Source organism: Limnohabitans sp. B9-3, from assembly GCF_002778325.1.
In the GTDB taxonomy this organism is placed as follows: Bacteria; Pseudomonadota; Gammaproteobacteria; order Burkholderiales; family Burkholderiaceae_C; genus Limnohabitans; species Limnohabitans kasalickyi.
Genome location: NZ_NESI01000009.1, coordinates 1 through 12,465 on the forward strand (window position 1 = coordinate 1; position 12,465 = coordinate 12,465).

Genomic DNA, 12,465 nt, shown 5'->3' on the forward strand with positions numbered 1-12,465 from the left:
CTTCAGGTTTTTTGTAATCCGCCAACAGGCGGTCTATGAGTTCGTTGCTTACGGTCATTTCTCTTCCTTTGAAGATGAAGGCAGTTTCCTGCCATTAGACCGTTTACACAAAATCTAGGACACGCCCGGTGGTGGGCTTTTTTGCGAAAGAACACTGAATACATTGCGTGCTGCGAGTCAGGGGGTAAAGGACCAATGAGTTAGTGTGGGATACCGTTGTTGAGCTGATTACGAAAAGTAGATCATTTCGTGAGATGACCAAGGTCGAAATCTTGGGTAAGGACTACACATCTTTGAAAGGCTCAGAAGAAGAAGCCAAGGAATCGACTCAGAAAATCAAGAGCCTGAAAAAAACACACAAAAAGATCGAAGAGGCACTGGCAAAGGTTGAAACAGATCGCTTGATGGACAGAATCAGCTTAGCCCAGTACCCAATCATTCGGGGAAATCTGACCAAAGAAATGCTGGAGGTTGAAGTTCAAATCGAGCGCTTAACCAACAAGGTCGAAAGCATTGGGAACGACAGACGCTTCTTCAAATGGTTGGACGATTTTCAGAAAAAAATCGCTTCGTTCAAGAACTTTAAGCCAGAGCAAAAAAGGGAAGCCCTGTTGGGCTTGATTACTGCCGTCGACGTCTTTATGATCGATCCACAGACACATTGGCTGGAAATCCAGTTCCATATCCCACTAGTCGGTGATGAACTGGTCTACAAAGACCCCAAAAATAAAAAGCTGGGCTATGCCATCAGGAACGGTCAAGAATCTTTCATGGTTCAACTGGGGCAGAAGTCCCACAGCAAAAAAAAACCTTAACCCGTAAGGCTTTCCATGAAGGTCAAAAGGAATTTAGTCTGCCACTGTTGAATAAAAGCACGAAAAAGTACGTGATAAACGATGCATTTATGGGTCAATAAATGTAGAATTTCGTGCATATGAAAAGTTGCACGCTTCAACTCTACGCCCAAGGCGCATGGCATGACGTAGCCAGTGTTCGCCTGAGCGGCGATGAGGCTGAGGGTTGGAAGGCCAAAACTTATTCAGGTTATGCGCTCGAGTGGGCCTTTGCGCATGCAGGCGCGACTGACGCACATGCGCTGTGCGCGGGCTGGCCGGTTGGCTTAGAGCCTTTGCAGCTGGGGCACTGGCCCGTGTTCCTGATTGACATGCTGCCGCAAGGCTTTGGCCGGCAAGAGCTGTTGCAACGCATCGGGCTCTCACCCATGGCGGGTGTGCCAGCTGATTGGCCATTGCTGTTGGCTGGTGCTGGCAATCCCATTGGTCATTTGCGCATCAAAGAAGCGGCTCAATGGCTAGAGGCCCATGCAGGTGCGCAGCGTGGTTTTACCGACGAAGAGGTGGCGCAGCGTGGCGATGCGTTTTCTGAATACCTCGCGTCGTATGGCTTATTTGTGGCGGGCTCATCGGGCGTGCAGGGCGAGTGGCCCAAAGTGCTGCTGACTCGCGCCAAAGACGGTTTGCTGTACCTCGACCACACGCTGCCTGACGCGCAGGCCGTGCAACACTACATCGTCAAGTTTGGGCGAGGCACGGATCGGCAGTTGGCCAGCATCCTGCGCCACGAAGCACCCTACATGACACTTGCCCAGCAACTGGGTTTGCGCGTGCAGGCGCCGTTGGTGCTGCGCGAGCGGGCGCTGTTTATTCCAAGGTTTGACCGAGTGGTGCAAGACGGGCAAGTGCTGCGTTTGGCCCAAGAGAGCATTGCCACGCTGACCGGCATGCCAGGCTTTGAGTCTGTGCCCACGCATGACCAAGTGTGCGCGGCCTTGATGCGCCATTGCACCGATCCACAAGCGGAAGTGTTGGAGTACATCAAACGTGATGTGGTGAATTTGGCCTTGGGTAACAAAGACAACCACGCACGCAACACCGCTGTGCAACGCGACTTCAATGGGCATATTGCCCTCACGCCCTTGTACGACTTTGCCCCCATGTACCTCCACCCCGATGGCATTGCACGGCGCATTCGTTGGGAGGGCAATGATGGGGGGCAGCCAGACTGGGCGCGCGTGCTGGACCGCGTGTGTGAGCTCAGCGAGCAAGTGACGAGCCATCCAAATAAGTCACGTAAAAAAGGGGCAGCACGACTGCGCCGAGCGCCTTTGGTCGAGGGGCTCAAGGCCATGGTGCCCGCTTTAGAACGCATCGCGTCGGAAGGCGAAACCATGGGGCTAGAGCCGGAGGTGTTCAGTCACCTGCGCCAATACCTGTTGGCGCGTGCACAAGAATTGACTGTATTGGTTTAAGGGCCGGCATGGACAAACGTTTCAACACCCTCACCTTGGCGCAGCAACTCGACCTGCGTCAACAAGCCATTGAAGAGGTGCTGGCTCACCCCGAATGGTCGTTGCCGCAAGCGGTCCGTCACCTCAAAAAAACCATGCGCATCACCACCGTTGAGATGGCCAAACTGTCAGGCGTGGCTTACCGAACCATGCAAGACATTGAACAAGAGCGCAGCGATGGCAGCGTGCAAACCATGAACCGCATTTTTGGCATGCTGGGCCTCAAGCTCAGCGTCGCGCGAATCGCGCGCGACACCGATGCGTGAAACACATGGGTGACAAACATGCCTGAGATTCGCATCGAAGTCCGAGGCTCCGAAGTCCACGGCCAAGGCGTATTCGCCCTGTGCCCCATGGCCGCAGGCGAGACGGTCATCGAGTACGTGGGCGAAATCATTTCCATGGCCGAAGCATTGCGTCGCCACCCGCACGACCCCAGCAACCCTGAGCACACGTTTTACTTTCACATCGACGACACGCGTGTGATTGACGGTTTGTACGGCGGCAATGCGTCGCGGTGGATTAACCACTCGTGCAAACCCAATTGCGAACCGGTCGACATCAAAGGCCGCGTGTTTATCAAAACGCGTCGTCAGGTGTGGCGTGGTGAAGAGCTGACGTTCAACTACGGGTTGATCAGCGACGAGCCTTTGACCGATGCACTCAAAGCCAAATACGCGTGTCGCTGCGGGGCTCAAAAGTGCAAAGGCACAATGCTGGCTGCTTAAGACATTGAAATGACAGACGAGATGAAAGACGACATCACAGACCCGCAAACGCAATGGGAAAAGGCCTGCAAAAACTTGGACGAAGAGTTTCATTTGCGTGCCGAGGAGCTGCCCACAATTGACACCGCCAAGGCTTTGTTTTTGCAGCGCGTGGGTCGCCGCGAGATCACGCAAGAAGCGGCCAATGCGTTGATGTTCAGTTTGTATTTTTCTGGCTATCTCAGCATGTTGCTGGCCTTCAAGGCGGAGTCGCCAGACTTTGCGGTGCCCGATTATTTGCACAGCCATCCCGTGTTGGAGGCGTCCAACCGATGGGCACAGCGTGCGAGCGATGGCCATTTGTTGGCGCAGTTGGCAGAGCCCATCATTCGCGACACGCAAGATTTGTTGGATGCGCTGAATTAGGCGTCACCTCTGCACAGACACCGCGTTGTGCGCTAGCGCACTGTAAGTTCTGTGCCGTACATATATAAATATCCCTACACTTTAAGACAACGGGATGGTCTCGTTCGTCGATAAAAACGGGATGGTTTGTGAATTCTTTGCCTAATGGTTTGATCGCGCAATTGGCGCCTTTGGACCAAGCGTTACTGTTGCGGAATGCGCAACTCATCCGTTTCAAAGCTGGCGATGTCTTGGCCGTCCCCCATCTTGAAACACCACACATTTACTTTCTCACCCGTGGCTCGGTCGCCTTGTTTGTGGGCAAAAAACCGAAAGACATTCACACAGGATTAGCGGTCGGCTTGGTGGGTGCAGAAGGTGCGCTAGATTTGCAGTTGGCCTTGAATTTAGGGTTAAGTAGTTTGACGTTCATCGCGCAATCCCCCGGCACGGCTTACGCGGTGGATGCCTCGCTGGCGCAGCGGCTGGTGCGTCGCAAAGCGGCACTCCTGTTGACCTTCGCACGCTACCTGTGGACCGAGTATGAAAGCGTGGCTAATCTGGCCGCGTTGTCGCACACCCAAGACATTCGTAAGCGTTTGGCGCATTGGCTGTTGCTCAGCGCCCAACGCTGTGCCCCCGATGCGTTGATGCTCACGCGTGCACACATCGCGCACATGTTGGGCGTACGACGAGCCAGCATCAGCATGGCGGCACGGGACATGAAGATGGCTGGCTTGATCGATTACAGCCGTGGTCACCTACAGCTCAAAAAGCCAGAAGCGCTGCAACGCCTTGCGTGTGGGTAGGGCTTGACAGGCGCGTTGTCAGCGCACCGCCCCGTAGGGGCAATACCCAGGCCGTGGCCCCACTTGCGGGTGCAGTCGGCAGGTGTTGGGGCGTTTGTCGTACACGTTGCAGCGGCGTGTTTTGGCATCGAGGTTTTGACAATCGCCGTTCGAGCGGCGTGACAGGGTGAAGATGCTGTTTTTGAAATTGAAGTGTTCGATCACACCCATTTTTTGCAGGCGCTTGGCGATTTGCTTGGGCTCTTCGTGTTCTGCTTCAAACGGGTCGACCAGCTCCAGCCGCACCAAGTCCGGCAGCTTGACTTCCACGGGCATGGTGCAACAGTTCGCGGCGCAGGTGTTGCACAGCCCGTTGCGGTAGCGGGTCCAGGTGTCGCAGTTGTCGACGTTGACGATGGCGATGTGTGAGCGCATCTGGCTTATCCTCAGAACGTGGCGAGGGCGTCAGCCACGAGTTTGATGGAGATCATCAGGAGTCCGAGTTGGACGAATTTATAAAACCAAACGTCGTTGATCTTGCGCGTCAAATAAGCGCCGAGCACGGTGCCCACCAAGGCAAACGGAATCAACACCGCCGCGCTCATCAAGTCGTCATAGGTATAGGGGCGCAGCTGTTGGTAAGGCCAAATTTTGGCGGCGTTGATGACGGTAAACAAGAGCGTGGCTGTGCCGGCATACACCGCTTTCGGTAATTTTTGCGGCAGGATGTAGACCTGAAAAGGGGGGGCGCCTGCGTGTGAAATGAAACTGGTGAACCCTGCCAACAAGCCCCAAAACAAACCCTTCTTCACATTGGCTGGGCGGGGTGTTTGTTCGGTTTTACGTTTGAGCCACGTGTTCAGGCAAAACCCAATGCCCATCAAGCCCATCAACAACTTCACCGCAACGTCTGACACCACCGAGGCGGTCAGCCAGCCAATCAACACGCCGCCAATGCCCGCAGGAATGAGGATTTTTAAATTCACGGCGCTGAAGTTTTTGCGATACAGCCAAATACCCATCAAGTCGGAGATGACGTAGATGGGTAGCAGTAAGACAGCGGCCTTCACGGGCGACATGAACAACGAGAGGACAGGCACAGACAGCATGCCAACCGTGGGCAGACCGCCCTTGGACAAGCCCACCAGCATGGCCGCAAAACCGGCCCAAAGTAAATAATTTTCCATAAAGAGTCAGGCCCATGGCCTGACAAGGTGCAAAGCTGAGAAGCGCTTATTTTCTCTTCTTTGTACGGGGCGCTTTTTGGGTCAACCTTTCCAGCACGTCATAGACCGACGCGGTGTCGTTCATGCCGTGGCCCATGGCCATGGCGGCGTTGTAAATGGGCTGGGTGGCGGCAAACAGCGGAGCCGGCGTGTCTGTGGCTTGCAACAGCGCTTGAATCAGCGCCATGTCTTTTTGCCAGGTCGACACTTTCATGGTGGCGTCTTCCCATGAGCGGTCCACCATCATGGGTCCGCGCACTTGCAGCATGCGTGAGCCGCCTGCCCCATCGGCCACCACTTTGACAATCGTGGCAGGGTCGAGGCCTGCGCGCGCGCCCATCAAAATGGCTTCGGCAGACGACACGTTGTGAATCGCCACCAACAGGTTGGCCACCAACTTCATGCGCATGCCATTGCCAAAGTCGCCCACGTCATAGCGGGCGCGTGCAAAGCCCGCAAACACCGCATGCATGGCGCGAATGGCTTTGGCGTTGCCGCTGGCGTAGACCGCCAAGTCGCGGGTCAGCGCTTGGGCACCAGTGCCCGACAGGGGGCAGTCCAGCAAAGTGATGCGATGTTGAGCCAGCGCCGTTTTGTTGCGCTGTTTGCACACCTCGGGCAAGGTGCTGGTTTCGGCGGCAATCAAGCCCTTGAGGCCGGTGGCCATCAGCTCGGCACAGACTTGGTCAAGGGCGGCTTCGCTGGGCAGCGACAGCAGCAGGTGCGTGGCGTGTTGCGCAACCTCACCTACGCTTTTGCAGGCGTGGCCACCCGCTTTTTTCAGGCGTTGGCGTGAGGCGGCGACCGGGTCGTAGCCAAACACCTCAAACCCCGCCTTCACCAAATTAGCCGCCATCGCTGAGCCCATGATGCCCAGCCCGATGACGCCCACGATGGGGCGGTTCGCGTGTGCGGTGGTGGTCAAGCCTTACTCCACTTTGATGTCAAAGTCTTTGACGATCTTGCCCCAAAACGCGTAGTCCGATGCTGCACCCGCGGACAGCACATCTGCCGATGTACCGGTGGGCGTCAGGCCCAAATCGCGCATGCGCGATTGAATCTCGGGCATCTTCACAATCTTCACAATCTCGGTGTTCAGCTTGGCGATGATGTCGTCTGGCGTGCCTTTGGGCGCGAAGATGCCGTGCCATGAACTGCCAATTTGGCCGTTCACATCCAGCGTAGAACCGAACTCGGTCATGGTGGGCACATCGGGCAAGCTGGCAATGCGCTCTGCACCCGAGATGGCCAAGCCTTTGACCTTGCCCGACTTGATCAACGGAATGGCCGTGGTCGATGCTTCAATCGACAGACTCACCACACCACTCATCACATCAGGCGATGGGTTGGTTTTGTAGGGAATGTGGTTGAGCTTGATGCCCAATCTTTGCGCCCATGCTTCCATGGCAACGTGTGGCTGCGAGCCCACCCCCAAAGAGGCGAAGTCGATCTTGCCGGGGTTGCGCTTGGCAAACTCCACCAGCTCTTTCATGTTGTTGTAAGGCGTGTTGGGCGATGCGGTCAGCACATGCGGCACCAGCAGCAATTGGCTCACCGCTTTGAAATCGCGCACAGGGTTGAACTGAGGCTTTTGATAGACGTTGGGTGCAATCGCATGCACCGCCTTCACGCTGTAAAACAAGGTGTAACCATCGGCTGCGCTGGTGCTGGCCGCATCGGAGCCAATCATGCCGCCGGCACCTGGACGGTTGTCGATCACCACCGGTTGGCCCAGCGCTTGGCTGAGTTTGTCGCCCACCAAACGCGCAATCACGTCGGGTGAAATGCCAGCAGGAAATGGCACGATCATCTTGATCGGGCGGCTGGGGTAGCCTGCGCTTTGTGCCCAAGCGGAGGGCATGGCGATGGTAGCGGCAGCTGCGGATGCGGCGGTCAAAAGGTGTCTGCGTTGCATGAGGTTTGTCTCCGTGGTGTTGTTAAATTTTGGTGTTTTCTGCGCCCTTGAGCTGCAGGATGGCGCGGGCTTCATCGGGTGTGGCCACTTCAAGCCCCAGCCCTTCGATGATCTGTCGGGCTTGGCGCACTTGCTGTGCGTTGCTCTCGGCAAGCTTGCCTTTGCCAATCCACAAGCTGTCTTCAAGGCCGACGCGCACATTTCCCCCTAGGCTCGCGCCCATGGCAGCGATGCGCATTTGGTGGCGTCCAGCGCCCAGCACTGACCATTGGTAATCCTTGCCAAACAAGCGGTCGGCCGTGCGCTTCATGTGCATCACGTCTTCAGGATGGGTGCCAATGCCGCCCAAAATGCCGAACACCGATTGCACAAAGAAGGGGGCTTTGATCAAGCCTTTGTCGACGAAGTGCGCCAAGTTGTAAAGGTGGCCAATGTCGTAGCACTCAAACTCAAAGCGCGTTTGGTTGGCGTTGCAGGCCTTCAATGCAAACTCAATGTCTTTGAAGGTGTTGCGGAAAATCAAGTCGCGGCTGTTTTCTAAATGCTCACGTTCCCAATCGTGCTTCAAATCGGTGAAACGCTCCAGCATCGGGAACAGCGCAAAGTTGAACGACCCCATATTGAGCGACGCCACTTCGGGTGAAAAACGCATCGAAGGTTGAATGCGCTCGTCGATTTTCATGAACGGTGAGCCACCGCTGGTGAGGTTGATGACGGCGTTGGTGCCCGCTTTGATTTGTGGCAAAAACTTGGCAAACGCCTCGGGGCTTTGATCGGGCTTGCCTGTGATGGGGTCACGTGCATGCAAGTGAATGATGGCGGCACCCGCTTCGGCAGCACCCAACGACGCTTCAATGATTTCTTCAGGGGTCACCGGCAAATGTGGCGACATGGAGGGCGTATGAATCGCACCCGTGACCGCACAGGTGATGATGACTTTAGACATGGAAAACCTTCAAAGATGCAGAACAAGACGAGATGCCTTGAATGGTTAGCATGCTACAAATTCAGGCTGCGACCCACACGCTCGTAAACCCTCAAACCATGGGCGAGATTTAGAAAAACTGTCGCCAATGGAACAGTGCAAAAACTTCTTTGTGTGACGATTGCCCGCCTGATGAGTGGCTAGTTCGTGGTCACTGGTCTTGATACCAAGGAGTTCTTCGATGAGAAAGTTCGTCACGTTTTCTAAACTGGTGCTGGGCGGTTTGGCCCTCACCTTGGCTGGCCAAGTGATGGCGCAGGCTTACCCCAATAAATCGATTCGCTTGATCGTGCCGTTCCCCCCAGGTGGTGGTAACGATGTGATCGCGCGCGTGATCGCGCAAAAGCTGGGCGAACGTTTGGGCCAACAGGTGGTGGTCGATAACAAGGCGGGTGCCAATGGCATCGTCGGCTTGCAAGCCTTGATGGCCGCGCCGCCCGATGGCTACACCTTGGCCGTGGGCGCTGCCGGACCCTTGGCCGTCAACCCCAGTCTTTACGACAAGTTACCGTACGACCCGACCAAAGACTTTTCGCCGATCACCAACATGGTGAACTACCCGCTGCTCTTGGTCACGCACCCTTCTGTGCCTGTCAAAACCACGCAAGACGTGGTCAACCTCGCCAAGGCCAAGCCCGGCACCTTGTATTTCGCGTCGCCCGGCAGTGGTAACTCCGGCCACTTAGCCGGCGAGTTGTTCAACAACTTGGCCCGTGTGAAAACGGTGCATGTGCCTTACAAAGGGCAGGGCCCTGCTTTGTCGGATTTGCTGTCAGGGCATGTGCAAATGCTCTACAGCAGCATTCCGTCGGTGATCTCGCAGGTCAAACAAGGTCAGCTCAATGCCATTGCGGTGGGTAGCGCCAAGCGCTTGCCCTCGTTGCCCGATGTGCCCACGATTTCGGAGTCGGGCGTGCCCGGCTACGAAGCGTATTCGTGGGTGGGCATGTTGGCCCCTGCCAAAACGCCCAAAGACATCGTGAACAAACTCAATGCCGAGATTGTCGACATCCTGAAACAAAAAGATGTGGCGGACAAACTCAACCAGCAAGGTGCCTTGCCTGTGGGTGACACGCCGGAGCAGTTCGGCCTTTATATCAAGGCTGAAATTGACAAATGGGGCGCGGTGGTGCGCTCGGCCAACATCAAAGCAGATTGATTCACATGACACAAAAAAAATCTCAAGCCGTCAGCACTTCGGCTGCCAAGACCCTTGCCAAAAGTGAATCTAAGAAAGCAGCCCCCCAAAAGGTGCGTTCTGCCGCCTATAAAGCCGGATTGGCCATGCGCAGCAAAGTGCTGGGCGAAGACTACGTGGCACGCTCTTTTGAAAATGCGACCGACTTGAACATGCCGTTCCAAGAACTCGCCACCGAGTTCGCCTGGGGCAGCGTTTGGACGCGCCCTGGCCTGTCGCTGCGTGAGCGCAGCTTGGCGACCTTGTCGATGTGCATCGCGTTGAACCGTCCCGCAGAAATCAAAATCCATCTACGCGGAGCCATTCGCAACGGCGTCACGCAAGTGGAGTTGCGCGAGCTGATCTTGCATTCGTTTTTGTACTGCGGCGGGCCTGCGGCTTTGGATGCCTACAAGGCGGTGCGCGACGAGTTGCCCTTGATTGCCGAGGTCGAGAAAGCGGCTAAAAAATTGGCTGCAGCCAAAAAGTCTTCACCCAAAAAGGCTTTACCCAAAACGGCCGAAGTGAAAAAAGCGGCGACCTCCAAAGTCGCTAAAAAATAGACTTTAAGCCAGCCATCGCACCCATCACTTCGGCGGTGGATGCGGTGTCTTCTTGTGACAGGCCCTGCGCCATCGCTGCGGTGTAAACCGAGGCCGCGGCAGAAAACAAAGGCGTGGGGCAGTCGACCGACTTGGCCATGTCCCCGATCACTTCCATGTCTTTTTGCCACACCTCCACCTTCATGGTGGGCGGTGAGTATTGGCGCTCGAGCATCATGGCCATGCGCAAGCGCATCACGCCCGTGCCGATGACGGGGCTGTTGCCAAACAGCTTGAGCACCTCGCGTGGGTCCAAGCCCATCTTGCGCGCCAAGGTGACCGACTCGGCATAGGCCACGTTGTAAATGGCCACCAAGTGGTTGGCCGCAAACTTCATCTTGGTGCCGCTGCCGTAGGGGCCAACATAAGGCACGTTGTCGGTGAACACCTGCAACACAGGCCGCACCTTTTTGTAAGCCGCTTGGGTGCCACTGACAAACACCGTCCAAGCCCGCTCTTTGATGCGCACCGCCGTGCCGCTGATGGGGGCGTCTAGTGTGCTCACGCCTACCTTGCGCAGTTGTAGAGCGCAGGCATCTTTGTCGGCCATGGGCAAGGTGCTGGTTTCAATCACGATTTGCTGTGCGGGCCGAATTGCTTTGGGCACCGAAGCAATGGCCTCGGTCACCAGTGACAAGGCCTTGGAGGTCGACAACGACACGATCAAAACTTGCGCTTGCGCGGCCACGTCTGCCGCATTGGGCAAGGGCTGCCCGCCTGCTTTTTTCAGTCGTTTCTGGGTTTTGGCGTCCACATCAAAACCGCACACGGTGTAACCCGCTTTGAGCAGTTCTTCGGCCATCGTGCCGCCCATGATGCCTAGGCCAATCACACCCACAGTGGGGCGCGTTGTAGATGGGGTCGCCATGCTGTTTAGCCCACCACCAAGCCAGCGGCTTGAATACCAGCCATGCAAATGGCTTCGTCTTCATCGCCCGTGCCACCGCTGGCACCGGCTGCACCGATGACCTGGCCTTGTGCATCTTTGATCAATACCGCGCCGGGTTGCGCCAAGAACTTGCCATCGGCAGAAGCCGCCAGCGAGATGAAGAAGGTGGGGTTGTCTTTGGCGCGTTCAGCCAAGGCACGGCTGGAGGTGCCCATGCCCACTGCGCCCCAGGCCTTGCCGCGTGCGATGTCAAAGCGGAACATGCTGGCGCCGTCTTCGCGTGCAAAGGCCACCATCTGGCCAGAGGCATCCAGCACCACCACGCCCATGGGTTTGTAGTTGGCTGCGCGTGCGTTTTGGAGGGCACCTTGCAAGATTTGAGTGGCTTGTTCGAGGGTGAGGGACATGAAATTTCCTTGAGAGTCAAAAAGTAAAGGGGTTGAAAGAACGGCCGAAAGCTTAGTCGATGGTGACGCCGCCGGTCTTGATGACCTGACGCCAACGTTCGGTGTCTTCCTTCATCCATTGCGCCATTTCTTCGGGGGTGTTGCCCACGGGTTCAGCGCCGACTTCGGCGAAGCGACGCGCCATCTCGGGCGTGCGCAAAATCTCACCGATCAGAGCGGACAAGCGGTTGACGATGGCAGCGGGTGTTTTGGGGGGCGCCACCATGGCAAACCACGCCACCGCCACCACACCCGGGACGATTTCTTGCATGGCAGGAATGTTGGGCATGCTGGTGATGCGTTTGGCGCTGGTCACAGCCAGTACCTTGAGTTTGCCGCTGCGTAAATGCGCCGAGGCTTGCGCCACGTTGCCAAACATCACGTTGACATGGCCTGCCAACAAATCGGCCACGGCGGGGGCATCGCCTTTGTAGGGCACATGCACCATTTTCACGCCGGTTTTTTGCTTGAACAGCTCGGCCGTCAGGTGCGCGGTGGAGCCGTTGCCTTGTGAGGCGTAGCTGAGCTTGTCGGGGTTGGCCTTGGCGTAGGCGATCAGCTCTTGCACGGTGCTCACGGGCACCGAGGGATGCACCATCAAGGCATTGGGTACCAACGACAAAATCGTGATCGGTACAAACTTTGACGGTTCGTAATTGAGCTTGGGGTACAGGCTCACGTTGATCGACAAGGGGGGTGGTGGGGCGGCCATCAGGGTGTAGCCATCGGGCTCGGCATTGAAAACAAATTCGGCGGCAATGTTGCCTGCTGCGCCCGGTTTGTTCTCGATCACGATGCTTTGTCCGAGCTTGGCCATCAAGGCCTCAGAGATCAAGCGCGGAAACAAATCAGCGCTACCACCCGCAGGGTTGGGCACGATGATCTTGATGGTTTTTTGCGGCCAAGCAGCATTGCTTTGCGCTTGGGCGTGTGTGGCAGACAAGGGCAAGGCGAGCGCGATGGATGTGCTTAAAAATTCACGGCGGTTAGCGTGTGTCATGTGGCGTCTCTTGGAGT

16 protein-coding genes are annotated in these 12,465 nt (G+C 56.4%); 8 read left to right on the plus strand and 8 right to left on the minus strand.

All coding sequences use genetic code 11. From position 1 onward, the window contains the following. The first annotated feature begins 254 nt into the window (after nucleotides 1-254). From B9Z42_RS13325 to B9Z42_RS13350, 6 genes are all read left to right on the plus strand, one after another. Nucleotides 255-815, plus strand: coding sequence for a hypothetical protein (locus B9Z42_RS13325; protein ID WP_100133902.1), 561 nt, complete (start codon nucleotides 255-257; stop codon nucleotides 813-815). 119 nt (nucleotides 816-934) lie between these two features. Next, entirely contained in the window at nucleotides 935-2,269 is a 1,335-nt protein-coding gene (locus B9Z42_RS13330) for a type II toxin-antitoxin system HipA family toxin (protein WP_100133903.1), read from the plus strand. A gap of 8 nt (nucleotides 2,270-2,277) precedes the next feature. Continuing rightward, nucleotides 2,278-2,574: a transcriptional regulator gene (locus tag B9Z42_RS13335; protein ID WP_100133904.1), complete on the plus strand. Its 297-nt coding sequence runs from the start codon at nucleotides 2,278-2,280 to the stop codon at nucleotides 2,572-2,574. An 18-nt stretch (nucleotides 2,575-2,592) separates the two neighbouring features. After that, complete coding sequence (locus B9Z42_RS13340) at nucleotides 2,593-3,036, plus strand: SET domain-containing protein (protein WP_100133905.1); 444 nt, start codon at nucleotides 2,593-2,595, stop codon at nucleotides 3,034-3,036. A gap of 9 nt (nucleotides 3,037-3,045) precedes the next feature. Beyond that, on the plus strand, nucleotides 3,046-3,441 hold the full coding sequence (locus tag B9Z42_RS13345) for a hypothetical protein (RefSeq protein ID WP_100133906.1): 396 nt from the start codon (nucleotides 3,046-3,048) through the stop codon (nucleotides 3,439-3,441). A 128-nt stretch (nucleotides 3,442-3,569) separates the two neighbouring features. After that, nucleotides 3,570-4,229: a Crp/Fnr family transcriptional regulator gene (locus tag B9Z42_RS13350; protein WP_158235964.1), complete on the plus strand. Its 660-nt coding sequence runs from the start codon at nucleotides 3,570-3,572 to the stop codon at nucleotides 4,227-4,229. 18 nt (nucleotides 4,230-4,247) lie between these two features. Here the strand turns inward: B9Z42_RS13350 and B9Z42_RS13355 are convergent, their stop codons facing one another. From B9Z42_RS13355 to B9Z42_RS13375, 5 genes are read right to left on the minus strand one after another with little or no spacing between them, the layout of a single operon-like run. Further along, nucleotides 4,248-4,643 carry a YkgJ family cysteine cluster protein gene (locus B9Z42_RS13355; protein WP_100133908.1) on the minus strand — a complete coding sequence of 132 codons (396 nt, stop codon included), beginning with the start codon at nucleotides 4,641-4,643 and terminating at the stop codon, nucleotides 4,248-4,250. Between the two features lie 11 nt (nucleotides 4,644-4,654). Beyond that, the gene (locus B9Z42_RS13360; protein WP_100133909.1) at nucleotides 4,655-5,395 is read right to left on the minus strand and encodes a sulfite exporter TauE/SafE family protein; all 741 of its coding nucleotides are present in this window, start codon (nucleotides 5,393-5,395) and stop codon (nucleotides 4,655-4,657) included. A gap of 46 nt (nucleotides 5,396-5,441) precedes the next feature. Further along, nucleotides 5,442-6,359 (minus strand): NAD(P)-dependent oxidoreductase, encoded by a 918-nt coding sequence (locus B9Z42_RS13365; protein ID WP_100133910.1) that lies wholly within the window; start codon nucleotides 6,357-6,359, stop codon nucleotides 5,442-5,444. Between the two features lie 3 nt (nucleotides 6,360-6,362). Next, on the minus strand, nucleotides 6,363-7,349 hold the full coding sequence (locus B9Z42_RS13370; RefSeq protein ID WP_158235965.1) for a tripartite tricarboxylate transporter substrate binding protein: 987 nt from the start codon (nucleotides 7,347-7,349) through the stop codon (nucleotides 6,363-6,365). Between the two features lie 22 nt (nucleotides 7,350-7,371). Next, nucleotides 7,372-8,295: a 3-keto-5-aminohexanoate cleavage protein gene (locus B9Z42_RS13375; protein WP_100133912.1), complete on the minus strand. Its 924-nt coding sequence runs from the start codon at nucleotides 8,293-8,295 to the stop codon at nucleotides 7,372-7,374. Between the two features lie 220 nt (nucleotides 8,296-8,515). Between B9Z42_RS13375 and B9Z42_RS13380 the strand changes: the two genes are divergently transcribed. Both B9Z42_RS13380 and B9Z42_RS16515 read left to right on the plus strand, forming a co-directional pair. Beyond that, a complete protein-coding gene (locus B9Z42_RS13380; RefSeq protein WP_100133913.1) occupies nucleotides 8,516-9,493 on the plus strand; it encodes a tripartite tricarboxylate transporter substrate binding protein in 978 nt (325 codons plus the stop codon). A gap of 5 nt (nucleotides 9,494-9,498) precedes the next feature. Beyond that, nucleotides 9,499-10,074, plus strand: a complete 576-nt coding sequence (locus B9Z42_RS16515; protein WP_199172072.1) for a carboxymuconolactone decarboxylase family protein — start codon at nucleotides 9,499-9,501, stop codon at nucleotides 10,072-10,074. Here the strand turns inward: B9Z42_RS16515 and B9Z42_RS13390 are convergent. The 3 genes from B9Z42_RS13390 to B9Z42_RS13400 are packed head-to-tail and all read right to left on the minus strand — an operon-like array spanning nucleotide 10,064 to nucleotide 12,448. Further along, nucleotides 10,064-10,981 (minus strand): NAD(P)-dependent oxidoreductase, encoded by a 918-nt coding sequence (locus tag B9Z42_RS13390; protein ID WP_100133914.1) that lies wholly within the window; start codon nucleotides 10,979-10,981, stop codon nucleotides 10,064-10,066. The two genes, B9Z42_RS16515 and B9Z42_RS13390, sit on opposite strands and share 11 nt — an antisense overlap. 5 nt (nucleotides 10,982-10,986) lie before the next feature. Beyond that, on the minus strand, nucleotides 10,987-11,409 hold the full coding sequence (locus B9Z42_RS13395) for a heme-binding protein (protein WP_100133915.1): 423 nt from the start codon (nucleotides 11,407-11,409) through the stop codon (nucleotides 10,987-10,989). A 52-nt stretch (nucleotides 11,410-11,461) separates the two neighbouring features. Next, nucleotides 11,462-12,448, minus strand: a complete 987-nt coding sequence (locus tag B9Z42_RS13400) for a tripartite tricarboxylate transporter substrate binding protein (RefSeq protein WP_100133916.1) — start codon at nucleotides 12,446-12,448, stop codon at nucleotides 11,462-11,464. Nucleotides 12,449-12,465 lie beyond the last annotated feature (17 nt).

Bases quoted from the DNA above. Each gene is read 5' to 3' on its own strand.
- B9Z42_RS13400 (WP_100133916.1), bottom strand. From the start codon at position 12,448: ATGACACACGCTAACCGCCGTGAATTTTTAAGCACATCCATCGCGCTC.
- B9Z42_RS13375 (WP_100133912.1), bottom strand. From the start codon at position 8,295: ATGTCTAAAGTCATCATCACCTGTGCGGTCACGGGTGCGATTCATACG.
- B9Z42_RS13395 (WP_100133915.1), bottom strand. From the start codon at position 11,409: ATGTCCCTCACCCTCGAACAAGCCACTCAAATCTTGCAAGGTGCCCTC.
- B9Z42_RS13325 (WP_100133902.1), top strand. From the start codon at position 255: ATGACCAAGGTCGAAATCTTGGGTAAGGACTACACATCTTTGAAAGGC.
- B9Z42_RS13390 (WP_100133914.1), bottom strand. From the start codon at position 10,981: ATGGCGACCCCATCTACAACGCGCCCCACTGTGGGTGTGATTGGCCTA.
- B9Z42_RS13330 (WP_100133903.1), top strand. From the start codon at position 935: ATGAAAAGTTGCACGCTTCAACTCTACGCCCAAGGCGCATGGCATGAC.
- B9Z42_RS13335 (WP_100133904.1), top strand. From the start codon at position 2,278: ATGGACAAACGTTTCAACACCCTCACCTTGGCGCAGCAACTCGACCTG.
- B9Z42_RS16515 (WP_199172072.1), top strand. From the start codon at position 9,499: ATGACACAAAAAAAATCTCAAGCCGTCAGCACTTCGGCTGCCAAGACC.
- B9Z42_RS13380 (WP_100133913.1), top strand. From the start codon at position 8,516: ATGAGAAAGTTCGTCACGTTTTCTAAACTGGTGCTGGGCGGTTTGGCC.
- B9Z42_RS13340 (WP_100133905.1), top strand. From the start codon at position 2,593: ATGCCTGAGATTCGCATCGAAGTCCGAGGCTCCGAAGTCCACGGCCAA.
- B9Z42_RS13360 (WP_100133909.1), bottom strand. From the start codon at position 5,395: ATGGAAAATTATTTACTTTGGGCCGGTTTTGCGGCCATGCTGGTGGGC.
- B9Z42_RS13370 (WP_158235965.1), bottom strand. From the start codon at position 7,349: ATGCAACGCAGACACCTTTTGACCGCCGCATCCGCAGCTGCCGCTACC.
- B9Z42_RS13355 (WP_100133908.1), bottom strand. From the start codon at position 4,643: ATGCGCTCACACATCGCCATCGTCAACGTCGACAACTGCGACACCTGG.
- B9Z42_RS13345 (WP_100133906.1), top strand. From the start codon at position 3,046: ATGACAGACGAGATGAAAGACGACATCACAGACCCGCAAACGCAATGG.